The 24,058-nt window shown below is 68.0% G+C and carries 26 protein-coding genes; 14 read left to right on the top strand and 12 right to left on the bottom strand.

The window, feature by feature from the left end:
- Positions 1-51 precede the first annotated feature (51 nt).
- The 4 genes from ACM0M4_RS02885 to ACM0M4_RS02870 are packed head-to-tail and all read right to left on the bottom strand — an operon-like array spanning position 52 to position 2,876.
- Complete coding sequence (locus ACM0M4_RS02885) at positions 52-768, bottom strand: type 1 glutamine amidotransferase (RefSeq protein WP_003084901.1); 717 nt, start codon at positions 766-768, stop codon at positions 52-54.
- Positions 768-1,949, bottom strand: coding sequence for an aspartate aminotransferase family protein (locus ACM0M4_RS02880; RefSeq protein WP_115288950.1), 1,182 nt, complete (start codon positions 1,947-1,949; stop codon positions 768-770). Before ACM0M4_RS02880 ends, ACM0M4_RS02885 begins: the two co-directional genes overlap by 1 nt.
- The gene (locus ACM0M4_RS02875) at positions 1,942-2,178 is read right to left on the bottom strand and encodes a hypothetical protein (protein WP_003101561.1); all 237 of its coding nucleotides are present in this window, start codon (positions 2,176-2,178) and stop codon (positions 1,942-1,944) included. Before ACM0M4_RS02875 ends, ACM0M4_RS02880 begins: the two co-directional genes overlap by 8 nt.
- Entirely contained in the window at positions 2,175-2,876 is a 702-nt protein-coding gene (locus ACM0M4_RS02870; RefSeq protein ID WP_003084895.1) for an MOSC domain-containing protein, read from the bottom strand. The genes ACM0M4_RS02875 and ACM0M4_RS02870 overlap by 4 nt, the downstream gene beginning before the upstream one ends.
- A 101-nt stretch (positions 2,877-2,977) precedes the next feature.
- Here ACM0M4_RS02870 and ACM0M4_RS02865 point away from each other — a divergent pair, with 101 nt between their 5' ends.
- The 3 genes from ACM0M4_RS02865 (at position 2,978) to ACM0M4_RS02855 (ending at position 5,171) form a co-directional block, all read left to right on the top strand.
- A complete protein-coding gene (locus ACM0M4_RS02865) occupies positions 2,978-3,856 on the top strand; it encodes a LysR family transcriptional regulator (RefSeq protein ID WP_003084893.1) in 879 nt (292 codons plus the stop codon).
- Between the two features lie 353 nt (positions 3,857-4,209).
- Entirely contained in the window at positions 4,210-4,893 is a 684-nt protein-coding gene (dnr, locus tag ACM0M4_RS02860) for a transcriptional regulator Dnr (protein ID WP_003084891.1), read from the top strand.
- A gap of 83 nt (positions 4,894-4,976) precedes the next feature.
- On the top strand, positions 4,977-5,171 hold the full coding sequence (locus ACM0M4_RS02855) for a protein DnrP (protein ID WP_115288949.1): 195 nt from the start codon (positions 4,977-4,979) through the stop codon (positions 5,169-5,171).
- A gap of 6 nt (positions 5,172-5,177) precedes the next feature.
- Here the strand turns inward: ACM0M4_RS02855 and ACM0M4_RS02850 are convergent, their stop codons facing one another.
- The 6 genes from ACM0M4_RS02850 to nirQ form a co-directional block, all read right to left on the bottom strand.
- On the bottom strand, positions 5,178-7,016 hold the full coding sequence (locus tag ACM0M4_RS02850; RefSeq protein ID WP_014602419.1) for a nitric oxide reductase activation protein NorD: 1,839 nt from the start codon (positions 7,014-7,016) through the stop codon (positions 5,178-5,180).
- Position 7,017: 1 nt separating this feature from the next.
- On the bottom strand, positions 7,018-8,415 hold the full coding sequence (gene norB / locus ACM0M4_RS02845) for a nitric-oxide reductase subunit NorB (RefSeq protein ID WP_003084883.1): 1,398 nt from the start codon (positions 8,413-8,415) through the stop codon (positions 7,018-7,020).
- Positions 8,415-8,855, bottom strand: a complete 441-nt coding sequence (norC, locus tag ACM0M4_RS02840) for a nitric oxide reductase subunit NorC (RefSeq protein ID WP_003084881.1) — start codon at positions 8,853-8,855, stop codon at positions 8,415-8,417. Before norC ends, norB begins: the two co-directional genes overlap by 1 nt.
- 89 nt (positions 8,856-8,944) lie before the next feature.
- Positions 8,945-9,202 (bottom strand): cytochrome C oxidase subunit IV family protein, encoded by a 258-nt coding sequence (locus tag ACM0M4_RS02835; RefSeq protein ID WP_003113239.1) that lies wholly within the window; start codon positions 9,200-9,202, stop codon positions 8,945-8,947.
- A 7-nt stretch (positions 9,203-9,209) separates the two neighbouring features.
- The gene (locus ACM0M4_RS02830) at positions 9,210-9,737 is read right to left on the bottom strand and encodes a cytochrome c oxidase subunit 3 (protein WP_003118864.1); all 528 of its coding nucleotides are present in this window, start codon (positions 9,735-9,737) and stop codon (positions 9,210-9,212) included.
- A 34-nt stretch (positions 9,738-9,771) separates the two neighbouring features.
- Positions 9,772-10,554: a transcriptional regulator NirQ gene (gene nirQ, locus ACM0M4_RS02825; RefSeq protein ID WP_003113240.1), complete on the bottom strand. Its 783-nt coding sequence runs from the start codon at positions 10,552-10,554 to the stop codon at positions 9,772-9,774.
- 215 nt (positions 10,555-10,769) lie between these two features.
- On the opposite strand from nirQ, the gene nirS reads away from it, so the two are divergent.
- The 11 genes from nirS to nirN are packed head-to-tail and all read left to right on the top strand — an operon-like array spanning position 10,770 to position 19,759.
- Positions 10,770-12,476, top strand: a complete 1,707-nt coding sequence (gene nirS, locus ACM0M4_RS02820; RefSeq protein ID WP_003106104.1) for a nitrite reductase — start codon at positions 10,770-10,772, stop codon at positions 12,474-12,476.
- 50 nt (positions 12,477-12,526) lie between these two features.
- Positions 12,527-12,841 (top strand): cytochrome C-551, encoded by a 315-nt coding sequence (nirM, locus tag ACM0M4_RS02815; RefSeq protein WP_003084872.1) that lies wholly within the window; start codon positions 12,527-12,529, stop codon positions 12,839-12,841.
- Positions 12,838-13,197 (top strand): cytochrome c55X, encoded by a 360-nt coding sequence (gene nirC / locus ACM0M4_RS02810; protein ID WP_003084870.1) that lies wholly within the window; start codon positions 12,838-12,840, stop codon positions 13,195-13,197. Before nirM ends, nirC begins: the two co-directional genes overlap by 4 nt.
- Positions 13,194-14,372, top strand: coding sequence for a heme d1 biosynthesis protein NirF (gene nirF / locus ACM0M4_RS02805; protein ID WP_003084866.1), 1,179 nt, complete (start codon positions 13,194-13,196; stop codon positions 14,370-14,372). Before nirC ends, nirF begins: the two co-directional genes overlap by 4 nt.
- An 8-nt stretch (positions 14,373-14,380) precedes the next feature.
- Complete coding sequence (locus tag ACM0M4_RS02800; protein ID WP_003084864.1) at positions 14,381-14,833, top strand: AsnC family transcriptional regulator; 453 nt, start codon at positions 14,381-14,383, stop codon at positions 14,831-14,833.
- On the top strand, positions 14,830-15,354 hold the full coding sequence (gene ahbB, locus ACM0M4_RS02795; RefSeq protein ID WP_003111534.1) for a siroheme decarboxylase subunit beta: 525 nt from the start codon (positions 14,830-14,832) through the stop codon (positions 15,352-15,354). The genes ACM0M4_RS02800 and ahbB (ACM0M4_RS02795) overlap by 4 nt, the downstream gene beginning before the upstream one ends.
- Positions 15,347-15,790: an Lrp/AsnC family transcriptional regulator gene (locus ACM0M4_RS02790; RefSeq protein ID WP_054375856.1), complete on the top strand. Its 444-nt coding sequence runs from the start codon at positions 15,347-15,349 to the stop codon at positions 15,788-15,790. Before ahbB (ACM0M4_RS02795) ends, ACM0M4_RS02790 begins: the two co-directional genes overlap by 8 nt.
- On the top strand, positions 15,765-16,280 hold the full coding sequence (gene ahbB / locus ACM0M4_RS02785; protein ID WP_003084858.1) for a siroheme decarboxylase subunit beta: 516 nt from the start codon (positions 15,765-15,767) through the stop codon (positions 16,278-16,280). Before ACM0M4_RS02790 ends, ahbB (ACM0M4_RS02785) begins: the two co-directional genes overlap by 26 nt.
- Complete coding sequence (nirJ, locus tag ACM0M4_RS02780) at positions 16,274-17,437, top strand: heme d1 biosynthesis radical SAM protein NirJ (protein WP_003106109.1); 1,164 nt, start codon at positions 16,274-16,276, stop codon at positions 17,435-17,437. Before ahbB (ACM0M4_RS02785) ends, nirJ begins: the two co-directional genes overlap by 7 nt.
- Positions 17,438-17,447: 10 nt before the next feature.
- Positions 17,448-18,287 carry a uroporphyrinogen-III C-methyltransferase gene (gene cobA, locus ACM0M4_RS02775; protein WP_003113243.1) on the top strand — a complete coding sequence of 280 codons (840 nt, stop codon included), beginning with the start codon at positions 17,448-17,450 and terminating at the stop codon, positions 18,285-18,287.
- On the top strand, positions 18,278-19,759 hold the full coding sequence (gene nirN, locus ACM0M4_RS02770) for a dihydro-heme d1 dehydrogenase (RefSeq protein WP_023464260.1): 1,482 nt from the start codon (positions 18,278-18,280) through the stop codon (positions 19,757-19,759). The genes cobA and nirN overlap by 10 nt, the downstream gene beginning before the upstream one ends.
- Before the next feature lie 333 nt (positions 19,760-20,092).
- Here the strand turns inward: nirN and ACM0M4_RS02765 are convergent, their stop codons facing one another.
- Positions 20,093-21,871: an acyl-CoA dehydrogenase C-terminal domain-containing protein gene (locus tag ACM0M4_RS02765; protein WP_057386521.1), complete on the bottom strand. Its 1,779-nt coding sequence runs from the start codon at positions 21,869-21,871 to the stop codon at positions 20,093-20,095.
- Between the two features lie 271 nt (positions 21,872-22,142).
- Positions 22,143-23,939: an acyl-CoA dehydrogenase C-terminal domain-containing protein gene (locus ACM0M4_RS02760; protein WP_003103343.1), complete on the bottom strand. Its 1,797-nt coding sequence runs from the start codon at positions 23,937-23,939 to the stop codon at positions 22,143-22,145.
- Positions 23,940-24,058 lie beyond the last annotated feature (119 nt).

Genomic DNA, 24,058 nt, shown 5'->3' with positions numbered 1-24,058 from the left:
CCAAAACGACGTCCGGAGGCGCATGCGAGGACAGAGGAATCTTTCTGGCGATCAGGCCCGGCGTGCGATCTCCGCCGGCCGATGCGCCAGGTAATCGAGCAACAGGAACAGCACCGGCGCCACCTCGCGGCAATGCGCGACACCCTGGCGGATCCTCCCGGCGCTCTGCACCGCCCCTTCCCGTTGCAGGTCCTGCGGGCAGGCATCGAGCAGCGCCTCGATGCTCTCCGCGGTGCTTTCCAGGTGACATTGCAGGCCGATAGCCTGCTCGTTCCAGATGAAGCCCTGGTTGGCGCAGGCAGCCGAACCATAGAGCGGCACGCTGCCGGCTGGCAGGTCGAAGGTCTCGCCGTGCCAGTGGAACGCCATCAGCCGTTCCGGCAGGCGCTCGCCCAGCGGCGAGCCCAGCGCCTGGCTGTACCTGTGCAGCGGCCACCAGCCGATCTCCGCCTGGCGTCCCGGGCGTACCGCAGCCCCCAGCGCCTGGGCCAGCAGCTGCGCGCCGAGGCAGATGCCGAGGACCTTCTTGCCGGCATCCAGCGCCGCGCGGATCAAACGCTTCTCCGCCACCAGCCAGGGATATTGCGCTTCGTCGTGGACGCTCATCGGCCCGCCCATCACCACCAGCAGGTCGAAGCTGTCCAGCGCAGGCAGGTGGGCGTCGGCGTAGAGGTAGCAGACGTGCTCGTGCTCACAGTGGCGGCCGATCCAGTCGCCGATCCGCGCGCTGCCTTCGAAGGGAACGTGTTGCAATACCAGGGCGCGCATCAGGCCACCTCCTCGTGTCGGTTGGCGACACGGGCCAGGGCCCGTTCCAGTCGCCGCAGCATTTCGTCGACGTTGGCCCGGCTCACCGTCAGCGCCGGGGAAAAACGCAGGCAGTGCGGCTGCGGCGCGTTGATCAGCAGGCCTTCGCCGAACGCCGCGCGAACCACCGCCGGCGCGCGCTGGCCGATCAGCGGCAGCCCCCAGAACAGTCCCTGGCCGCGCAGCGGACCATGCCCATAGCGACGCGCGACACGGGCCAGGCCATCGCGCAGGTGGGTGCCCTGCTCGCGCACCTGCTCCAGGAAACCCGGCTCCAGCACGGTATTCAGTACCGCCAGCCCGGCAGCGGTCATCAACGCGTTGCCGTGGTGGGTGCCAAGCTGGTCGCCCGGTTCGAAGCAGCAGGCGTTGCCACGCGCCAGCAGCGCCGACAGCGGCACCCCGGCGCCGAGGCCCTTGCCGAGGGTAACGATGTCGGCGCGTACCCCGTACAGTTCCTCCGCCAGCAGCGCGCCGCAGCGGCCGATGCCGGTCTGCACCTCGTCGAGTATCAACAGGACGCCACGCTGTCGGCACAGCCGCTCGATGCCACGCAGGTAGTCGAGGGTCGCCGGGATCACCCCGGCATCGCCCTGCACCGGCTCCAGCATCACCGCCACCGTCTCTTCGTCGATGGCCGCAGCCATCGCGTCGAGGTCGTTGAACGGCACCCTGGCGAATCCCTCCAGGCCATGCTGCGCCGGCTTGCCACAAGCCGTCAGGGTGCCCGGGGTGCGTCCATGGATGCTGTTGACAGTTCTGACGATCCGTTGCGCGCCGCCGCGATGCAGGCGGCCCCACTTGCGCGCCAGGGCGATGGCCGCTTCGTTGGCCTCGGCGCCGCTGGTGAGGAAGTAGGCCTGGTCGCTGCCGGTCGCCAGGCACAGGCGCTGCGCCAATGCCAGCACCGGCCGGTTGAGCAGGCCGGGGCCTGCGCTGACCAGCTCCCGCGCCTGCCGGGCCAGGGCCTGGACCAGCACGCTGGGACTGTGGCCAAGGCAGTTCACCGCCAGGCCCTGGGTAAAGTCGAGGAAGGCGCGTCCGTCGCTGTCCCACAGCCACGAGCCCTGGCCACGGACGAACACCTGTTCGGGCCGTTCCTGGGTGCGCATCAGGCGCAGGCTATCCAGCGCATCAGCCATCTTTCAGTTCCTCGGTCATGTACTCCACCGCCAGCAAGCGCACGCCCTGCGGCCCCTGTTCCAGCAGCCGGCGGCTTTCCCGGCGCGTTTCGATGCGCAGTTCGAAGCCGTCGCCGGCGGGGAAGCGCTGGCGCATCAGCTCGCGCACCTCGGCAAAGCGCGCGGCGCTCACCGTCATGCTGGCCAACAGCCGGCCGGACTGGCTCAGGGTGATCAGGTAGTCGCTCAAGAGGCATGCTCCCGGTAATCCGACGGTCCGCGCAGGCGCGGCCCCCAGTCTTCCACCACGCCGCTGGACAGGCGTTTCGCCGCTGTCTTGCGCCAACGCTGGGATAGCGCGTCGCAGGCCATCATCTGGCGCAACCCGAGAGGCTCCAGGGGATCGCCGAAATACCACTGCAACAGGCGGGCGACGGTCAGTTCAGGGTAATGCCGCTGGACCAGCTTCAGCTCGTCCCCGGGAGTCACCATGCCGCTGCGCAGGACCCGATAGAACCAGCCGCAGCGGCCGCCGCTCTGCAATTCGTCGGGCAGCTCGGGAAGATTCCAGCGCTGGCCCTGGCGATAGCAGGGCGAACGCGGCTGGCTGACTTCCAGCAGGGCATCGCCCCAATGGAACTGGTCGCCGATGCAGACCTCGGCTTCGGTGATGCCGTAGGTCGAGATGTTCTCGCCGAACGCCGGCAGTTGCCAGCGGTTCAGCGGGTGGCGCTTGCGCCAGTAGCGGTAGTGCTCGGCGGGATAGTGATGAAGAGCGCGCTCGAGGCCGCCGTGGTGGCGGATGTCGGCCTGTTCGTCGCCGGGCAGGCCATCGTGGCCCAGCCAGAACTCCTGCTCGACCGGCAGCTTGTCGATCGCGCTGACCAATCCGCCCCAGGTTTCTTCGACTTTACCTATGAAAACACCGTTTACGACTATCTGCTCCATTGCTCCGCGACCACCCGATGTACCGCCAATGCAGCTAGACTATTGCCTCACGCGGGACCCACTCCATTTCGATTTTCCAGTTTCATCGATAAGAACAGCTTATGGATTTTCGCCAACTCCGCTATTTCGTCGCGCTCTACGAGGAAGGCCACGTCGGCCGCGCCGCCGAACGCCTGGCCCTGTCGCAACCGGCCCTCTCGCAGCAGATCCGCCAGTTGGAGCAGAACCTCGACGTCTCGCTGTTCCAGCGCAGCGGCAAGCGCCTGCTGCCGACCGTCGCCGCCCACACCCTGTACAACCATGCGGTACCGCTGCTGGAGGGATTGGAAAGGGCCCGCGAGGCGATGCGCGTATTCCGCGGGCAGACCCCGCGCAGCCTGGCGATCGGCGTGCTGCAGACGGTCAACGCCAGCCTGGTGCCGTACATGGTCGAACGCCTGCATGCCGCGCAGCCGCACCTGCGGGTGCAGATCTACGAACTGTCGGGAATCGACATCGAGCGGCGCCTGCTCACCGGCAACCTGGACATCGGCATCGGTTTCCTGCCGCCGCGCCAGCCGGGCCTGCACAGCGTCGAGCTGTACGAGGACGAATTGCAGCTGGTGATCCCCGAGGAACACCCGTTGAAGGAATTCAGGAAGGTGTCCCTGGCCCAGGCCGCGGAGTTGCCGATGCTGCTGCTCGGCGAGGAGTTCCGTGCGCGCCAGATCTGGCAGGAGCAACTCGCCGCGATCGGCCGGCGGCCGCGGGTGCAGGCGGAACTGAACCACATGAGCGGGATTCTCGACAGCCTGCCGCAGACCCGCTTCGCCACCGTTCTACCGGGCAAGGCACGGCAGATGCACTCGAACCAGCGGCTGCTGTGGAAACCGCTCAGCGAACCGCGCATCCCGCTGAAGGTCGGCCTGGTCTACCGCGACGCGCAACGCCAGCACGCCAGCGTCGAGCTGCTGCGCTCGCTGCTGGAAGGCGTGGTCTGAGCGACGCGGTTTTCCTCGGGCAATAAAAAACCCCGCCTTTTGGGCGGGGTTTTGCAGACCTCTATCCTGACATCCGTGCTACGCCACCATCCATGGTGGATTCCCTGAGTTTCCGTATTGTCTTTGGCGCTTCCTGCGCAATGTCCTGACGGTTTGAAGATTACGCATCTCCGCGAGGGGGAGAAAGCAGCCAAAACCACCGCCGTTTGTAAGCCTTGGCTTACACGCTGTAATAGTTCCGCTCGCCGGACCGACGGCAACACCCAGCCGCCGGGAGCTTGCCGTGCGTCAAGATGATCTGCGCCGGGCCCGCTACAGTGGCCAGTCCCCTCATCATCGCGAGCCTTCCCAGCATGGAATTCCAGCGCGTCCACCAGCAGTTGCTGCAAAGCCACCACCTGTTCGAACCGCTTTCTCCCGTCCAGCTCCAGGAACTGCTCGCCAGCAGCGACCTGGTCAACCTCGACAAGGGCGCCTACGTGTTCCGCCAGGGCGAGCCGGCGCACGCCTTCTACTACCTGATTTCCGGCTGCGTGAAGATCTACCGGCTGACCCCGGAAGGCCAGGAGAAGATTCTCGAAGTGACCAACGAACGCAACACCTTCGCCGAGGCGATGATGTTCATGGACACCCCGAACTACGTGGCCACCGCCCAGGCCGTGGTGCCCAGCCAGCTGTTCCGTTTCTCCAACAAGGCCTACCTGCGCCAGTTGCAGGACAACACCCCGTTGGCCCTGGCCCTGCTGGCCAAGCTCAGCACCCGCCTGCACCAGCGCATCGACGAGATCGAGACGCTTTCCCTGAAGAACGCCACCCACCGCGTGGTGCGCTACCTGCTGACCCTCGCCGCCCACGCGCCGGGGGAGAACTGCCGGGTGGAAATCCCGGTGGCCAAGCAACTGGTGGCCGGTCACCTGTCGATCCAGCCGGAAACCTTCTCGCGAATCATGCACCGCCTCGGCGACGAGGGCATCATCCGCCTCGACGGCCGCGAAATCAGCATCCTCGACCGCGAACGCCTGGAGTGCTTCGAGTGAGCAGCGCCGCCGCTTGATCGCGGTCAAGCGCGCCACGGCCCGTCCACCGGCAAGCTGGCGGAGTCGAGCCCGCGAGAACGCCCATGCGCCAATGCCTGTATTGCCTCCATGAAACCGAAGGCGCGGAAAGCGCCTGCGAACAGTGCGGCATGCCGCTGCCCAGCGCTTCCCAGCGCCAGCTCCAGGGTCGCCGGCAGCGGCGCTTCGCCTGGTTCTGCGTCGGGCTGGCGCTGTTCTGCCTGGGCATGCTGCTCTGGTTGCCGCGCGATGCTCCCTGAGGCATCTCAGCGGCGCAGGCGCCGATAGAGCTGGAGCAGGCGCTCGGGCAACTGCCCGGCGCGCTCGACCAGCGCGAAGCCGTCGGCGCCGAACAGGTAGGGCAGGTAGTCCGCCGCCTCCTTGTCGATGGTGATGCAGAAGGGCACCAGTCCCTGGCTGCGCGCCTCGATCACCGCCTGGCGGGTGTCCTCGATGCCGTAGCGGCCCTCGTAGCGGTCCAGGTCGTTGGGCTTGCCGTCGCTCAACAGCAACAGCAGGCGACGCTTCTGCGGCTGCCCGCCGAGCACCTGGCTGGCCCGGCGGATCGCCGCGCCCATCCGCGTGTAGTAGCCCGGCGAGAGCGCCAGCACGCGACCGCGGACCTCGCCGCCGTAGCCTTCGTCGAAGTCCTTCAGCACCTGCCAGCGCACCTGCTGCCGGCGCACCGAGGAAAACCCGTACAGCGCGAAGGGGTCGCCCAGCGCCTGCAACGCCTCGCCGAACAGCAGCAGGCTGTCGACGATGCTGTCGATCACTCGCCGCTGGTCGTCGAGGTAGGCTTCGGTGGACATCGACAGGTCCGCCAGCAACAGGCAGGCGAGGTCGCGCCGGCGCGGCCGCTGTTCGAGGAACAGGCCTGGCTGGGTGGAACCGCCGCGGCGCCGCTCGACCTGGAAGTCGAGCCAGGCATCGAGGTCGATCTCGTCGCCTTGCGGCTGCTGGCGCAGGCGTTGGCGGCCGTCGCGCAGGCAGGCGAACTGGCGGCGCAGATGCAGCGCGGTCTTCTCCAGGTGCGCCGGCAGGCTGGCGCTGGTCGCGCCGCGCGGCCGCATCGGTTGCAGCAGCACGTGGTCGCTCAGCAGGCGCTGCTGCCGATAGTCCCACTCGGGCAGCTTCAGCCCGGGGCCGAGCGGCAGGTCATCGTAGTCGGCGGCCGGCAGGTCGAGATCCAGGCGCAGGCCGCCGCCCTTCTGCGTGCGCTGGCGCGACAGCGACAGGTAGTCGAGGTCTTCGGCGACGCGCGCGCCGTCCGGGTCGTCCTCGTCGTCGCTACAGCGGTCCAGGGCCAGGTGCTCCGACCAACTGAGCAGGCTTTCCAGGCGGAACAGCAGCAGGTTGCGCTCGCTGTCGCGCTCCTCGACGCGCTCGGCGCGCTTGCGCGCTCCGCTGCGGGCGACCTGGCGCTTGCCGGCGCCGGCGGCCGCTTCCTCGCCGTCCTCCGGGCTGGCGGAAGGCGTCCAGCGCTCGCCGGGATACAGCCACAGCGGCACCGGCCAGGGCGCCCGCTCGACTCGCGGGAAGCGCTCGACGCTGCCCGGCTCGGCAAGCGCGCGGCGCAGGGCGATTTCCAGTTCGGCGTCTGCCGCCGGGCAATCGTCCAGCGACGGGCGCTGGCGCAGATGCGCGGCGACCAGCCGGGCGTAGCGCGGGCGCAGCGCCGGATAGGCATCGAGCAACTGCCGCGCCCAGCGCTGGTTGTCCTGGGCCCAGTGCCGCAGCGGCCCGGCGCTGGCCGCCAGCAGCGCCAGCCAGCGATACAGTTCGCGGTTCAGCTCGGCCTGCGGATAGACCGCGAGGGATTCCGGCAGGCGCAGGCTGTCGCCGTTGAACCAGGACACCGGGGCCTGCTCGCAGGTCCCGGCGACCCGCTGCAACCAGGTGCGGCGTAGCAGCAGGCGGCGCGCCGGGGTCGCCTCGAGGGCTACCCCCGGTGCGCCGCCGAGCGCCCGGAAGAGCATGCCGAGCGGACGCCGCATGCTCTCCAGGGTCACCCGCGCCGCCTCGAACTCGCCGCTGGCATGGCGGGTGATGAAGCGGTGCCAGTGGGCGCCGACCCATTCCTCCAGCTCGACGGCGAAGGCCATCTCAGGCGGCCGCCTTGCCGCGCCGGAAGCTCAGCAGGTAGGCGACCAGGCCGATGAGGAACACCACCCCGGCGCCTTCGCGCAGCCAGTAGAAGATCGCCAGCTGGTCCTGGGTGGCCATGAAGGTCATCGCCGCGCCGTCCGCCGGCATCCGTTGCAGCCAGACCTGCAGCACCCCGGCCGCGGAGAGGAACAGGGTGATGAACACCATCGCCACGGTCATCAGCCAGAAGCCCCACATCTCCAGGACCTGCGAGCGGTTGTCCATCGCCTCGCCGATCCCGCGCAGGCGCGGCATGGCGTAGGAGATGATGGTCATTACGATCATCGCGTAGGCGCCATAGAAGGCCATGTGGCCGTGGGCGGCGGTGAGCTGGGTGCCGTGGGTGTAGTAGTTGACCGGCGCCAGGGTATGCATGAAGCCCCACACTCCCGCGCCGAGGAAGGCCATCACCGTGGTGCCCATGGCCCACAGCGCGACCGCGCGGTTCGGATAGTCGCGGCGGCGGCGGTTGATGGTGTTGAAGGCGAACAGCACCATGGCGAAGAACGGCAGCGGCTCCAGCGCCGAGAATACCGAGCCGAGCCACAGCCAGTAGCCGGGCACGCCGATCCAGAAGTAGTGGTGGCCGGTGCCGATGATGCCGCTGATCAGCGCCATGGCGATGATCACGTAGAGCCACTTCTCGATCACCTCGCGGTCGACCCCGGTGATCTTCACCAGCACGAAGGCGAGGATCGCACCCATGATCAGTTCCCACACGCCTTCCACCCACAGGTGCACCACCCACCACCAGTAGAACTTGTCGCGGGTGAGGTTTTCCGGGTTGTAGAAGGAGAACAGGAACAGCAGGGCGAGGCCGATCAGGCCGGTCATCAGGACCATGCTGATGGCGGTCTTGCGCCCGCGCAGCACGGTCATGCCGACGTTGAACAGGAAGCCCAGGGCGACGATCACGATGCCCGCCTTGCTGATGGTCGGCTGTTCGAGGAACTCGCGGCCCATGGTCGGCCACAGTTCGTTGCCGGTGAGCCTGGCCAGGCCGGCGTAGGGCACCAGCAGGTAGCCGAGGATGGTCAGCACGCCGGCGGCGGCGAATACCCAGAACAGGATCCAGGCCAGCTTCGGGCTGTACAGCTCGCAGTCGCTCTCCTCCGGCACCAGGTAGTAGGCAGCGCCCATGAAGCCGAACAGCAGCCAGACGATCAGCAGGTTGGTGTGCACCATGCGCGCGACGTTGAAGGGGATCGCCGGGAACAGGAAGTCGCCGACCACGTACTGCAGGCCCATGATCAGGCCGAACAGGATCTGCCCGACGAAGAGGATCAGGGCGAACACGAAGTAGGGTTTGGCGACCGCCTGCGAGGCGAATTTCAGGGAGCCATTGGGCGACATCATCAACCCTCCTTGTTCGGCGGCCATTGGTTGGTATCGATCTTCGAGCTCCACTTGAGGAACTCGGCCAGGTCGTCGACCTGGCCCTCGCTGAGATGGAACTGCGGCATGGCGCGGCGGCCCGGCACGTTCAGCGGCTGGATCTTCATCCAGGCCTGGAGGAAGGTGTTGAAGCCCTCCTCGCCGCCACGGCGTCCGACCACGTTGCCCAGCTCCGGCGCGAAGTAGGCGCCCTCGCCGAGCAGGGTGTGGCAGCCGACGCAGTTGTTCTGCTCCCAGACCAGCTTGCCGCGCACCACCGCGGCGCTCATCGCGGCCTCGTTGGTGCGCTCGGGCAGGGTCTTCTCGGTGTGGTAGGTCAGGGCCAGGAACAGCAGGATGAAGAACACACTCCCGCCGAAATAGATGTTCCTGGCCATGCCTTTGGTAAAGGTCTCGGACATGCGGCCTCCTGGAATGGGTGGTGCGGCGATTCTAGGAAGCGGCGGCGGCGAACCCGCTTGATGGCAATCAAGATTCCCGAACGATTTACTCAGTTATTCATCCGCGCCAGGTACAGCGCAGCGCCCACCGCCAGGGCCATCAGCAGCGGCCAGGCCAGCAGCAGGCGGCGCCATAGCGCCGGGGCATGGGCCAGCTCCATGAAGCGCTCGCCGATCAGCCAACCCTTGGCCACCGCGCAGGCCAGCACCGCCGCCAGCAGCCAGGGAGAGTCGCCGGCGCCGCCCAGCAGCACACCGGTCACGGCCAGCGCCAGCAACGCCAGCCAGCAGAGGGTCAGGGTTCGCATCGGCACCTCATTGCAGGACGTAGACCAGCGGGAACAGCAGCACCCAGACCAGGTCGACCATGTGCCAGTAGAGCACTCCCGACTCCAGTCCCGAGCAAGCCTGCGGCGTATAACACCGGCGCCAGCAGGCCTGCGCCAGCCAGCCGAGGATCAGCAGGCCGAGCAGGACGTGGAGGAAATGGAAGCCGGTCAGGCACCAGTAGAGGGTGAAGAAAGTGTCGTGCTCGATGTCCAGGCCGAGATCGGCGAGCCGCCCGTACTCGTGCAGCTTCAGGCCGACGTAGACCAGCGCCAGCAGCAGCGCCGCCAGCAACCAGCCGCTCGCCTGGCGCGGCCGTCCGCGGCGCACCGCATGCACCGCCAGCGCGGCGAGCCAGCCGGAGCTGAGCAGGGCCACGGTCAGCAACAGGCCCCAGCGGCTATCCAGTTGCTCCCGGCCGGCACGGAACAGCTCCGGCTGCCAGGCCTGGGCGCCGGCGAACGCCAGCAGCAGCAGGCTGAACACGCTGAGTTCGGCGAGGATGAAGAACCACATCGCCAGGTCGCCGGGCAGGCGCCGCTCGACGGTATCAGGCGACATGGAGATCGACGATGTCCATCAGCGCCGCCACCGTCGCCGGGTCGTCCGAGAGCGGTTCGGCCAGCGCCACCCGGCACGCCTCGCGCGGGTCCATGCCGTCGCCGATGAGGCGCGCGGCGAAGATCAGCAGGCGGGTCGAGGCGACTTCCTCCAGGTCGTGCTGCTCCAGCCGCCGCAGCGCCTGGCCCAACTGCACCAGGCGCTGCGCCAGGGTCTCGGCACAACCGCTCTCGCCGACCAGGATGCGTGCCTCCTGCTGCGCCGCCGGGTAGTCGAAGCGCAACGCGACGAAACGCTGCCGGGTGCTGGGCTTCAGGCCCTTGAGCAGGTTCTGGTAGCCGGGGTTGTAGGACACCACCAGCATGAACGAAGGCGGCGCCTGCAACGTCTCGCCGGTGCGCTCCAGGTACAGCTCGCGGCGGTCGTCGGCCAGCGGGTGGATGGCGACCGTGGTGTCCTGGCGCGCCTCCACCACTTCGTCCAGGTAGCAGATACCGCCTTCGCGCACCGCGCGGGTCAGCGGGCCGTCCTGCCACCAGGTGCCGTCGGCGCCGATCAGATGGCGGCCGAGCAGGTCGGCGGCGCCCAGGTCGTCATGGCAGGCGACGCTGTACAGCGGCAGTTCCAGGCGCCGCGCCATGTACTGGACGAAGCGGGTCTTGCCGCAACCGGTGGGGCCCTTGAGCAATACCGGCAGGCCGTGCCGCCAGGCGCGCTCGAAGACTTCGATCTCATGGCCGGTGGCCTCGTAGAAGGGTGTCGCGTCCCGCATGTCCTACTCCTGCGCTAGGGATTAGGACCGCACGCTATTCACAGTTGGAAGGTGCCACAAGCGCAAAGCAACGCAATCTTGATTCCGGTCAAGCAAGGGTAAAGACCCTGCTTTCTATGATCCTTTCGCGCCATGAATTCCCGGGAGTTCCCGACGCAGCCACCCCCAAAACACTGCTAAGGGAGCGCCTCGCAGGGCTCCTGAGGAGATAGACCATGCCATTTGGCAAGCCACTGGCGGGCACCTTGCTCGCCTCGCTGACGCTGCTGGGCCTGGCCACCGCTCACGCCAAGGACGACATGAAAGCCGCCGAGCAATACCAGGGTGCCGCTTCCGCCGTCGATCCCGCTCACGTGGTGCGCACCAACGGTGCCCCCGACATGAGTGAAAGCGAGTTCAACGAGGCCAAGCAGATCTACTTCCAACGCTGCGCCGGTTGCCACGGCGTCCTGCGCAAGGGCGCCACCGGCAAGCCGCTGACCCCGGACATCACCCAGCAACGCGGCCAGCAATACCTGGAAGCGCTGATCACCTACGGCACCCCGCTGGGCATGCCGAACTGGGGCAGCTCCGGCGAGCTGAGCAAGGAACAGATCACCCTGATGGCCAAGTACATCCAGCACACCCCGCCGCAACCGCCGGAGTGGGGCATGCCGGAGATGCGCGAATCGTGGAAGGTGCTGGTGAAGCCGGAGGACCGGCCGAAGAAACAGCTCAACGACCTCGACCTGCCCAACCTGTTCTCGGTGACCCTGCGCGACGCCGGGCAGATCGCCCTGGTCGACGGCGACAGCAAGAAGATCGTCAAGGTCATCGATACCGGCTATGCCGTGCATATCTCGCGGATGTCCGCTTCCGGCCGCTACCTGCTGGTGATCGGCCGCGACGCGCGGATCGACATGATCGACCTGTGGGCCAAGGAGCCGACCAAGGTCGCCGAGATCAAGATCGGCATCGAGGCGCGCTCGGTGGAAAGCTCCAAGTTCAAGGGCTACGAGGACCGCTACACCATCGCCGGCGCCTACTGGCCGCCGCAGTTCGCGATCATGGACGGCGAGACCCTGGAACCGAAGCAGATCGTCTCCACCCGCGGCATGACCGTAGACACCCAGACCTACCACCCGGAACCGCGCGTGGCGGCGATCATCGCCTCCCACGAGCACCCCGAGTTCATCGTCAACGTGAAGGAGACCGGCAAGGTCCTGCTGGTCAACTACAAGGATATCGACAACCTCACCGTCACCAGCATCGGTGCGGCGCCGTTCCTCCACGACGGCGGCTGGGACAGCAGCCACCGCTACTTCATGACCGCCGCCAACAACTCCAACAAGGTTGCCGTGATCGACTCCAAGGACCGTCGCCTGTCGGCCCTGGTCGACGTCGGCAAGACCCCGCACCCGGGGCGTGGCGCCAACTTCGTGCATCCCAAGTACGGCCCGGTGTGGAGCACCAGCCACCTGGGCGACGGCAGCATCTCGCTGATCGGCACCGATCCGAAGAACCATCCGCAGTACGCCTGGAAGAAAGTCGCCGAACTACAGGGCCAGGGCGGCGGCTCGCTGTTCATCAAGACCCATCCGAAGTCCTCGCACCTCTACGTCGACACCACCTTCAACCCCGACGCCAGGATCAGCCAGAGCGTCGCGGTGTTCGACCTGAAGAACCTCGACGCCAAGTACCAGGTGCTGCCGATCGCCGAATGGGCCGATCTCGGCGAAGGCGCCAAGCGGGTGGTGCAGCCCGAGTACAACAAGCGCGGCGATGAAGTCTGGTTCTCGGTGTGGAACGGCAAGAACGACAGCTCCGCGCTGGTGGTGGTGGACGACAAGACCCTGAAGCTCAAGGCCGTGGTCAAGGACCCGCGGCTGATCACCCCGACCGGAAAGTTCAACGTCTACAACACCCAGCACGACGTGTACTGAGACCCGCGTGCGGGGCACGCCCCGCACGCTCCCCCCTACGAGGAACCGTGATGAAACCGTACGCACTGCTTTCGCTGCTCGCCACCGGCACCCTGCTCGCCCAGGGCGCCTGGGCCGAAGACCCCGAAGTGCTGTTCAAGAACAAGGGCTGCGTGGCCTGCCATGCCATCGACACCAAGATGGTCGGCCCGGCCTACAAGGACGTCGCCGCCAAGTTCGCCGGCCAGGCCGGCGCCGAAGCGGAACTCGCGCAGCGGATCAAGAACGGCAGCCAGGGCGTCTGGGGCCCGATCCCGATGCCGCCGAACGCGGTCAGCGACGACGAGGCGCAGACCCTGGCGAAGTGGGTCCTGTCGCAGAAATGAACGCCCCTCCGGACTTCCGGCGCGCCGCCAGCCACGCCTTGTGGCTGGCCCTCGCGCTGACGTTCGCCTGTCCTCTTCCGGGCCTGGCCGACGAGCATCCCGATGCCCGTCGCCAGGCCCAGTTGCGTCACCTGCTGTTGCAGGACTGCGGCTCCTGCCACGGCCTGCGCCTGACCGGCGGCCTCGGCCCGGCGCTGACCCCCGAGGCCCTGCGCGGCAAGCCGCGCGAATCGCTGGTCGCCACCGTGCTCATGGGCCGTCCGCAAACCCCGATGCCCCCCTGGGCCGGCCTGCTCAGCGAAGACGACGCCGGCTGGCTGGTGGACCGCCTGATCGAAGGAGAGATCGCCCCATGAACCTGCGTCCCCTCGCGCCGCTTTTCCTCGCCCTGCTCGCCGGCTGTAGCCAGCAGCCGCCCTTGCGCGGCAGCGGCGACCTCGGCGTGCTGATCGAACGCGCCGACGGCAGCGTGCAGATCCTCGACGGCACGGCGAAGACCTCGCTGGCGCGGGTCGAAGGCCTCGGCGACCTGTCCCACGCCTCCCTGGTGTTCTCCCGCGACCAGCGCTACGCCTACGTATTCGGTCGCGACGGCGGCCTGACCAAGCTCGACCTGCTGGCCCAGCGCATCGACAAGCGCCTGATCCAGGGCGGCAACAGCATCGGCGGAGCGATCAGCCAGGACGGTCGGCTGGTCGCGGTATCCAACTACGAGCCGGGCGGGGTCAAGGTGTTCGACAGTCGCACCCTGGAGCTGGTCGCCGAGATTCCCGCCACCCGCCTCCCCGGCCAGGACAGGAACTCCCGGGTGGTCGGCCTGGTCGACGCGCCCGGGCAGCGCTTCGTGTTCAGCCTGTTCGACAGCGGCGAGATCTGGATCGCCGACTTCAGCCAGGGCGACACGCCGCACCTGACCCGCTTCCGCGATATCGGCAAGCAACCCTACGACGCCCTCATCAGCCCCGACGGGCGCTACTACATGGCCGGGCTGTTCGGCGAGGACGGCATGGCCCAGCTCGACCTCTGGCACCCGGAGCGCGGCGTCAGGCGCGTACTCGGCGACTACGGCCGCGGCCAACGCAAGCTGCCGGTGTACAAGATGCCGCACCTGGAGGGCTGGACCATCGCCAGCGACCAGGCCTTCGTCCCGGCGGTCGGCCATCACCAGGTGCTGGTGCTCGACGCGCGCGACTGGAAGCAGACCGACGCCATCGACGTCGCCGGCCAGCCGGTGTTCGTCATGACTCGACCGGACGACCGGCAGATCTGGGTCAACTTCGCCTACCCGGACAACGACAAGGTGCAGGTCATCGACAGCGAGACCCACGAAGTGATCGAAACCCTACGCCCTGGCCCCGGCGTACTGCACATGGAATTCAGCGGGCGCGGCGACCAGGTCTGGATCTCGGTGCGCGACGCCGACCAGTTGCAGGTCTGGGACCCGTACCGCCTGAAGCGCATCGGCAGCCTTCCGGCCCGCAGCCCGAGCGGCATCTTCTTCAGCCACCGCGCCCAGCACATCGGACTCTAGGAGGCACCATGGACGACCTCTCCCGCCGCCTCCTCGCCCGCTACCAGAAAGGCCTGCCGATCTGCGCGGAACCCTATCGGCGGATGGCCGAGACCCTGGGTTGCAGCGAAGCCGAGGTGCTCGAACGGCTGCGTCGCCTGGAAGCCGACGGCGCGTTGTCGCGGGTCGGCCCGGTGCTCCGCCACCAACGCGCCGGGGCCAGCACCCTGGCTGCCCTGGCGGTGCCCGAGGAGCGTCTGCAACGGGTCGCCGAGCGCATCAGCCAGTACGCCGAGGTCAACCACAACTACCAGCGCGAACACCGCTACAACCTGTGGTTCGTGCTCACCGCCGGCGACCGCGCGCAACTCGACCGGGTACTGGCGGAGATCGCCGCCGACACCGGCCTGCAACCCCTCGACCTGCCGATGCAGGAAGCCTACTGCATCGACCTCGCGTTTCCCCTGGAGGCCAGCCGATGAACCCCGTCGAACCCCTCGCCGCGCCGCAGCGGCAACACCTGCGCTACCTGCTGGAACAGGGCCTGCCGCTGGCCAGCCGGCCCTACCGGGTGCTCGCCGAACGCATCGGCGCCGGCGAAGACGAAGTGCTGGAACAGGTCCGCCGCTGGGACGAAGACGGCCTGTTCCGCCGCTTCGGAGTGATCCTCCACCACCGCGCCCTGGGCTATACCGCCAACGCCATGCTGGTGCTGGACGTCGCCGACGCGGAGGTCGACGCCGTCGGCCGCGCCCTCGCCCACGAAACGATCGTCTCGCTCTGTTACCGCCGCCCGCGTCGCCTGCCGATGTGGCCATACAACCTGTTTTGCATGATCCACGGCCGCGAGCGCGGCGAAGTGGAACGCCAGATCGAGGCGCTGCTGGAGCGCCACGCCCTGCGCCAGACACCGCACCGCTGGCTGTTCAGCCTGCGCGCCTACAAGCAGTGCGGCGGCCGCTACACCGCGCCGCCGGCCGACCTGGAGCGCCGCCATGGATGAGTTCGACCGGCGCCTGCTGAACCGCCTGCAACACGGCCTGCCGCTGGAGCCGCATCCCTACGCGCTGCTCGCCGCCGAGCTGGATTGCCGCGAGGAAGACATCCTGCGCCGCCTGGACGACCTGCTCGACGACGGCACCCTGACCCGCTTCGGTCCGCTGTTCAATATCGAGCCCCTCGGCGGTGCCTTCACCCTGGCCACCATGAGCGTGCCGGAGGCGCGTTTCGAAGAGATCGCCGCGCTGCTCGCCGGCTGGCCGCAGGTCGCCCACAACTACCGTCGCGAGCACGCCCTGAACATGTGGCTGGTGGTCGCCTGCGACAGCCCGGCGGAGGTCGCCGAGACCCTCGCACGGCTGGAGCGCGAGAGCGGGCTGGCGGTACTCGACCTGCCCAAGGAGGCGACCTACCATGTCGGCCTGCATTTCCCCCTCTGACGCCCTGCTCGCCCGCCGCCTGATCGAACTGACCCAGGCCGGCCTGCCGCTGGTCGCCGACCCTTGGGCGTGGATCGCCGCGCAACTGCGGCTGAGCGAGGCGGAGACCCTGGCGCTGCTGAAGCGCCTGCGCGACGCCGGGGTGATCCGGCGCATCGCCGCGGTGCCCAACCACTATCGCCTTGGCTACCGGCACAACGGCATGACCGTCTGGGACGTCGCCGACGAACGCATCGAACGCCTCGGCCGGCTGGTCGGCGGGCTGTCCTTCGTCAGCCATTGCTACCGGCGCCCGCGCCATCTGCCGCAGTGGCGCTACAACCTGTTCGCCATGGTTCACGGCCGCAGCGAAGCGGAGATCGAAGGCTATCGCCAGCAGATCCGCCTGCTGCTCGGCGAGGACTGTCGCGCCGACGAGATGCTGGTGAGCAGCCGCATCCTGAAGAAGACCGGCCTGCGCCTGGCGCAGAAGGAGGAACGTCCATGCTGAGGATCAGCCATTACCTGCGCAGCCTCGCCGAGGACGCGCCGACGCCGCGCCGCGCCGGCGGCAGGCGCGCCCCGGTGGTGATCTGGAACCTGCTGCGGCGCTGCAACCTGACCTGCAAGCACTGTTACTCCACCTCCGCCGACAGCGACTTCCGTGGCGAGCTGGAGACCGCGGAAATCCTTCGCGGCATCGACGACCTGCGCGCCGCCGGAGTGCGCGTGCTGATCCTCTCCGGCGGCGAGCCGCTGATGCACCCGGACCTCTTCGAGATCGCCGCCCATGCGCGCCAGGCCGGGATGTTCGTGGCGCTGTCGAGCAACGGTACGCTGATCGACGAAGGCAACATCCAGCGCGTCGCCGAGGCCCGCTTCGACTACGTCGGCATCAGCCTCGACGGCCTGCGCGAGACCCACGACCGCTTCCGCCAGAAGCAGGGCAGCTTCGACGCCGCGCTGGCGGCCATGCGCCTGTGCCGCGAGGCGGATATCCGCGTCGGCATGCGCACCACCCTGACCGAGGAGAACGCCGCGCAACTACCGGCACTGCTCGACCTGATGCGCGAACTCGACGTGCAGAAGTTCTACCTCTCGCACCTCAACTACAGTGGCCGCGGCCGCCGCAGCCGCGCCCTCGACGCCCACCACCGGCGCACCCGCGAGGCCCTCGCGCTGCTCTTCGAACGGGCCGACGAGGACATCCGGCAGGGGCGCGACAGCGACTTCGTCACCGGCAACAACGACGCCGACGCGATCCTTCTCCTCGACTGGCTCAAGCGCCGCCGCCCGCAGCAACTGGCGCGTCTCTGCGAGCTGCTGCTGGACTGGGGCGGCAACGCCTCGGGCGAGGGCATCGCCAACATCGACAACACCGGCGAGGTGCATCCGGACAGCTACTGGTGGCACCACAGCGTCGGCAACATCCGCCATCAGCGCTTCGCCGACTTCTGGTTCGAGCGCCCCGACCCGCTGCTCCTGCAACTGCGCCAGCGCCCGCGACCGGTGGTCGGGCGCTGCAGCCAATGCCGCTGGCTGGACATCTGCAACGGCAACACCCGCACCCGCGCCTGGGCCGGCGGAGAACTCTGGGGCGAAGACCCCGGCTGCTACCTCAGCGATCAGGAAATCGGCCTCGAGCGCATCGCGCTGCACGCCGTCTAAGGAAAGCCTCATGAACACTACCGTGATTCCGCCGTCCCTCCTCGATGTCGATTTCCCTGCCGGCAGCGTCGCCCTGGTCGGCGCCGGCCCCGGCGATCCGGGCCTGCTCACCCTGCGCGCCTGGGCCCTGCTGCAACAGGCCGAGGTGGTGGTCTACGACCGCCTGGTCGCCCGCGAGCTGATCGCCCTTCTGCCGGAAAGCTGCCAGCGCATCTACGTCGGCAAGCGCTGCGGCCACCACAGCCTGCCGCAGGAAGAAATCAACGAGCTGCTGGTGCGCCTGGCCCGGCAGCAACGCCGGGTGGTCCGCCTGAAAGGCGGCGACCCGTTCATCTTCGGTCGCGGCGCCGAGGAGCTGGAGCGCCTGCTCGAAGCCGGCGTCGACTGCCAGGTGGTCCCCGGCGTCACCGCCGCCTCCGGTTGCAGTACCTACGCCGGCATCCCGCTGACCCACCGCGACCTCGCCCAGTCCTGCACCTTCGTCACCGGCCACCTGCAGAACGACGGCCGCCTCGACCTCGACTGGGCCGGCCTGGCGCGTGGCAAGCAGACCCTGGTGTTCTACATGGGCCTGGGCAACCTCGCCGAGATCGCCGCGCGCCTGGTCGAGCACGGCCTCGCCAGCGACACCCCGGCGGCGCTGGTCAGCCAGGGCACCCAGGCGGGCCAGCAGGTGACCCGCGGCGCCCTTGCCGAGCTGCCGGCGCTGGCGCGACGCTACCAGTTGAAGCCGCCGACGCTGATCGTCGTCGGCCAGGTGGTCGCGCTCTTCGCCGAGCGCGCGATGGCGCATCCGTCATACCTGGGCGCCGGCTCGCCGGTCAGCCGCGAGGCCGTCGCATGCGCCTGATCGGCCTCGCCCTCGGCCTGCTCCTCGGCGCCCTCGCACAGGCCGGCGAAGCGCCGGGGGAAGCGCTCTACCGCCAGCACTGCCAGGCCTGCCACGGCGCCGGGCGGCTCGGCGGCAGCGGCCCGACCCTGCTCCCGGAAAGCCTTTCGCGGCTGAAGCCGGCGCAGGCCCGCGAGGTGATCCTGCACGGTCGCCCGGCAACCCAGATGGCCGGCTTTGCCGGTCAATTGGACGACGCCGCGGCGGACGCCCTGGTCGCCTATCTCTACCAGGCGCCGCCGCGCGAACCGCAGTGGAGCGCCGAGGACATCCGGGCCAGCCAGGTTCAGCCGCATCCCCTCGCCACCCTGCCGTCCAGGCCCCGCTTCGAGGCCGACCCGCTGAACCTGTTCGTGGTGGTGGAGTCCGGCGACCACCACGTGACCATCCTCGACGGCGATCGCTTCGAGCCCATCGCCCGCTTCCCCTCGCGCTACGCCCTGCACGGAGGTCCGAAGTTCTCCCCGGACGGGCGCCTGGTGTACTTCGCCTCGCGCGACGGCTGGGTAACCCTCTACGACCTGTACAACCTGAAGGTGGTCGCCGAGGTCCGCGCCGGCCTCAACACGCGCAACCTGGCGGTCAGCGACGACGGGCGCTGGGTCCTGGTGGGCAACTACCTGCCCGGCAACCTGGTGCTGCTGGACGCCCGCGACCTGTCCCTGGTGCAGGTCATCCCGGCGGCCGACGCCCAGGGCCAGGCCTCGCGGGTCAGCGCGGTATACACGGCACCGCCGCGACACAGCTTCGTGGTCGCCCTGAAGGACGTCCACGAGCTGTGGGAGCTGCCCTATGCCAACGGCAAGCCGGTCGCGCCGAAACGGTTAGCGGTGGCCGACTACCTCGACGACTTCTCCTTCAGCCCCGACTACCGCTACCTGCTGGGCAGCTCGCGGCAGGCCAGGGGCGGCGAGGTGATCGAGCTGGACAGCGGCGCGCGGGTCGCCTCGATCCCGCTGTCGGGCATGCCGCACCTCGGCTCGGGCATCTACTGGAAGCGCGACGGGCGCTGGGTGTTCGCCACGCCGAACATCAGCCGCGGGGTGATCTCGGTGATCGACCTGCAAAACTGGAAGCCGTTGAAGGAAATCGCCACCGACGGCCCCGGCTTCTTCATGCGTAGCCATGCCGACTCGCCCTACGCCTGGACCGATACCTTCCTTGGCAAGAAACACGACGAGATCCTGCTGATCGACAAGCAGACCCTGGAAATCGCCCATCGCCTGCGCCCCAGCCCGGGCAAGGTGGCCGGCCACGTCGAGTTCACCCGCGACGGCCGCTACGCCCTGCTCAGCGTCTGGGACCGCGACGGCGCGCTGGTGGTCTACGACGCGCACAGCCTGGAGGAAGTGAAGCGACTGCCGATGAACAAGCCGTCGGGCAAGTACAACGTCGGCAACAAGATCGGCTATGCGGAGGGAACCTCGCACTGAGGCTCGGGCGAGACGCCATCAACGGATATCCCCGTATCCTCCGCGACGGACCGCGACAACCCTGTCCCCTCACGGCACGAGAAAAATCACGGGAATGGCGGATAACCGCAAGCGGTTATTCGCCCTACCGCCCACCCTGCGCGAGGAGCCGTAGGGCGCATAACGCCAACGGCGTTATCCGTCGATCACCCTGTCCCATCACGGCCCCGAGAAAACCCTGGGAATGGCGGATAGCCGCAAGCGGATATCCCCCCCACCCGTCCCGCGCGCCGAGCCCCCGGCGCCCAGAAAAAAGCCCCGCATCGCGGGGCTTTCCGTCTCAGGCGCCAGGCCTCAGAACTGCTCGGCGTCCAGCAGGTACAGCGACTCGCTGCCGGCGCGCACGGAGGCGCTCAGGGAATGGATGCGCGGCAGCAGGCGGGCGAAGTAGAAGCGCGCGGTACCCAGCTTGCTGGCGTAGAAGTCGTCCTCGCCCTGCTTGGCCAGCGCGGTGCGCGCCATCAATGCCCACATGTAGGCATAGGCGGTGTAGCCGAACACATGCAGGTATTCGACCGACGCCGCGCCGATCTCGTTGGGATTGCCCTTGGCGCGGTCGAGCAGCCAGGCGGTCAGCTCTTCCAGGCTCTCCACGGCGGCCGCCAGCGGCTTGCTGAACTCGCCCAGGGCCTCGTCGGCGGAAGCGACGAAGGCCTTGATCTCGTCGGTGAAGTGACGGGAGAAGGCGCCGCCGCTGCCGATCACCTTGCGCCCCACCAGGTCGAGCGCCTGGATGCCATTGGTGCCTTCGTAGATCTGCGTGATGCGACAGTCGCGCACCAGTTGCTCCTGGCCCCATTCGCGGATGAAGCCGTGGCCGCCGAAGATCTGCTGGCCATGGATGGTGGTTTCCAGCCCCATGTCGGTGAGGAATGCCTTGGCCACCGGGGTCAGCAGCGCCACCAGCTCTTCCGCGCGCTTGCGGGTGACCGCGTCTTCGCTGTACTTGGCGGTGTCCAGCTGCATCGCGACGTAGCTGGAGAAGGCGCGGCCGCCTTCGTTCAGCGCCTTCATGGTGAGCAGCATGCGACGCACGTCGGGGTGCACGATGATCGGGTCGGCGGCCTTGTCCTTGGCCACCGGGCCGGTCGGCGCGCGGCTCTGGATACGCTCGCGGGCATATTCGATGGCGCTCTGGTAGGAGCGCTCGCCAGTGGCCAGGCCCTGGATGCCGACGCCAAGGCGCTCGTAGTTCATCATGGTGAACATCGCCGCCAGGCCCTTGTTGACCTCGCCCACCAGCCAACCGGTAGCGCCGTCGAAGTTCATCACGCAGGTGGCCGAGGCCTTGATCCCCATCTTGTGCTCGATGGAGCCGCAACCCAGGCTGTTCTTCTCGCCCAGCGAGCCATCGGCGTTGACCAGCACCTTCGGTACCAGGAACAGCGAGATGCCCTTCGGCCCGGCCGGGGCGTCGGGCAGCTTGGCCAGCACCAGGTGGATGATGTTCTCGGTCAGGTCATGCTCGCCGCCGGTGATGAAGATCTTGGTCCCGCTGATCTTGTAGGAGCCGTCGGCCTGCGGCTCGGCCCTGGTGCGGATGATGCCCAGGTCGGTGCCGGCATGCGGCTCGGTCAGGCACATGGAACCGGCCCAGATACCGGCGTACATGTTCGGCAGGTACTTGTCCTTCAGTTCGTCGCTGGCATGGGCATTGAGCGCCAGGCAGGCGCCGGCGGTCAGCATCGGATACAGGCCGAACGACAGGTTGGCCGAGTTGACCAGTTCCTCGACCTGCGCCGAGATCACCTTGGGCATACCCATGCCGCCGTAGGTCGGATCACCGCCGACGCCGACCCAGCCGCCTTCGGCGTAGGTCCGGTAGGCCTCGGGGAAGCCGGCCGGGGTGCTCACCGCGCCAGCGTTCCACTGGCAGCCTTCCTCGTCGCCCGGACGGTTCAGCGGGGCGATGGTACCGGCGGTGACCTTGCCGGCCTCTTCGAGGATCGCCGCGGCGGTCTCGGCGTCGACCACTTCGGCCAGCGCCGGCAGTTGCGCCCAGAGCCGGGAGACCTCGAACACCTCATTGAGGACGAAGCGCATGTCGCGCAGCGGAGCTTTGTAATCAGCCATGTGGGGAATCCTCGATCGTACCGATCGCCGGCCGGGGGCCAGCGGCAACAAAATGGAGGCACGAAAGGCGTGCCGCGGCCGAGTCTACACCACCAACATTTCGGACTTGTAGCGTCACGTCGTGACCGGAAAGTCTATATCGGTCTTCTATGCGACAGGCATGAGAAAGCCCGCTTTTCGCGGGCTCGAGCGAGTTCGCGGGAGTCCGACGGGCCCGGCGGGTGCGGGAGAAACCGGGGGAAGAAGCGCCGCGCCCCTGCCCCGGCAGCCGCTAGAGCGAAAACTGCTCCGCCGACAGGCTCATCAGGCCCGCCGCGCCGGCCTGGATCGCCGCGGCGTGCGCCGCGGTGCGCGGCAGCAGGCGACTGAAGTAGAAGTCGGCGGTGGCCAGCTTGGCTTCATAGAACGCGGCCTCGCCGCTGCCGGCATCCAGCTTCTCGCGCGCCACCAGGGCGATGCGCAACCAGAAATAGGCCAGGGTCACGTAGCCGGAGAACATCAGGTAGTCCACCGAGGCGGCGCCCACTTCGTCGGCATTCTTCATCGCCGCCAGGCCCACCTGCTGGGTCAGTTCGCCCCACTGCGCGTTCAGCGCCGCCAGTTGCGCGACCTGTCCCTTCAGTTGCGGATGCTCGGCCTGGGCCTGGCACAACTGGTGGACCAGTTTGGTGAAACCGCGCAACAGCTTGCCCTGGCTGCCCAGTACCTTGCGGCCGAGCAGGTCGAGGGCCTGGATGCCGTTGGTGCCTTCGTAGATCTGTGCGATGCGGCAATCGCGGACCAACTGCTCCATGCCCCACTCGCGGATGTAGCCGTGGCCGCCGTAGACCTGCATGCCGAGGTTGGTCACCTCCTGCCCGGTCTCGGTCATGAAGGCCTTGCAGATCGGTGTCAGGAAGGCCAGCAGGTCGGCGGCCCGCTCGCGCTCGGCGGCGTCCTGCGACAGGTGCTCGGTGTCGAGCAACTGGGCGGTGAAGTAGGCCAGCGCGCGGTTGCCTTCGTTGAACGCCTTCATGGTCAGCAGCATGCGCCGCACGTCGGGGTGCACGATGATCGGGTCGGCCGGCTTGTCCGGCGCCTTCGGCCCGGTCAGCGAGCGCATCTGCAAGCGCTCCCGGGCGTAGCGCACGGCGCCCTGGTAACTGGTCTCGCCAAGGCACAGGCCCTGCATGCCGGTGCCCAGGCGGGCGTGGTTCATCATGGTGAACATGCAGTGCAGGCCCTTGTTCGGCTCGCCGATCAGGTAGCCGGTGGCGCCGTCGAAGTTCATCACACAGGTGGCCGAGGCCTTGATCCCCATCTTGTGCTCGATGGAGCCACAGGAGACCGCATTGCGCGCGCCCACGTTACCTTCGGCGTCGGGTAGGAACTTCGGCACGATGAACAGCGAGATACCCTTGGTCCCGGCCGGCGCATCGGGAAGCTTGGCCAGCACCAGGTGGACGATGTTCTCGCTCAGGTCGTGCTCGCCGGCGGAGATGAAGATCTTCGTCCCGCTGATCGCATGGCTGCCGTCGGCGTTCGGCACCGCGCGGGTCTTGATGATGCCCAGGTCGGTGCCGCAGTGCGGCTCGGTCAGGCACATGGTGCCGGTCCAGGTGCCGGCGGTCATCCGCGCCAGGTAGAGGTCCTTCTGCGCCTGGCTGCCGTGAGCGTGGATCGCCGACATGGCGCCGCGGGTCAGGCCCGGGTACATGCCCCAGGAGACATTGCTGGCGCCGATCATCTCGCTGAGCAGCAGACCCAGCGAGTGCGGCAGGCCCTGGCCGCCGTACGCGGGATCGCTGGCGACACCGTTCCAGCCACCCTCGACGTACTGTGCATAGGCTTCCTTGAAACCCTTGGGCGTGGTCACCACGCCGTTGTCGAAGTGGCAGCCCTCTTCGTCGCCGGAGCGGTTCAGCGGCGCCAGAACCTGTTCGCAGAATTTCGACCCTTCATCGAGGATCGCCGCCACCATGTCCGGGGTCGCGTCGCTGGCGCCGAGCGCCTGGTAGCGCCCATGGAAGTCGAATACCTCATCGATCAGGAAGCGCATGTCGCGCAGCGGAGCCTTGTATTCCGGCATCTCTGTTCTCCTCGGCAGGGGCGCCCCACAGGCGCGAATCCCTCGAAGCTACTGCGCCGGGCGGGCGCCTACAATCACGCTGCGGACGCTGAATGCAACGCCATAACCCCGAGGTCGGA

The organism is Pseudomonas sp. 18-147 (assembly GCF_051048045.1).
GTDB lineage: Bacteria > Pseudomonadota > Gammaproteobacteria > Pseudomonadales > Pseudomonadaceae > Pseudomonas > Pseudomonas aeruginosa.
The sequence above is the reverse complement of the archived record's forward strand: the minus strand, read 5'-3'. Positions and strand labels throughout refer to the sequence as shown.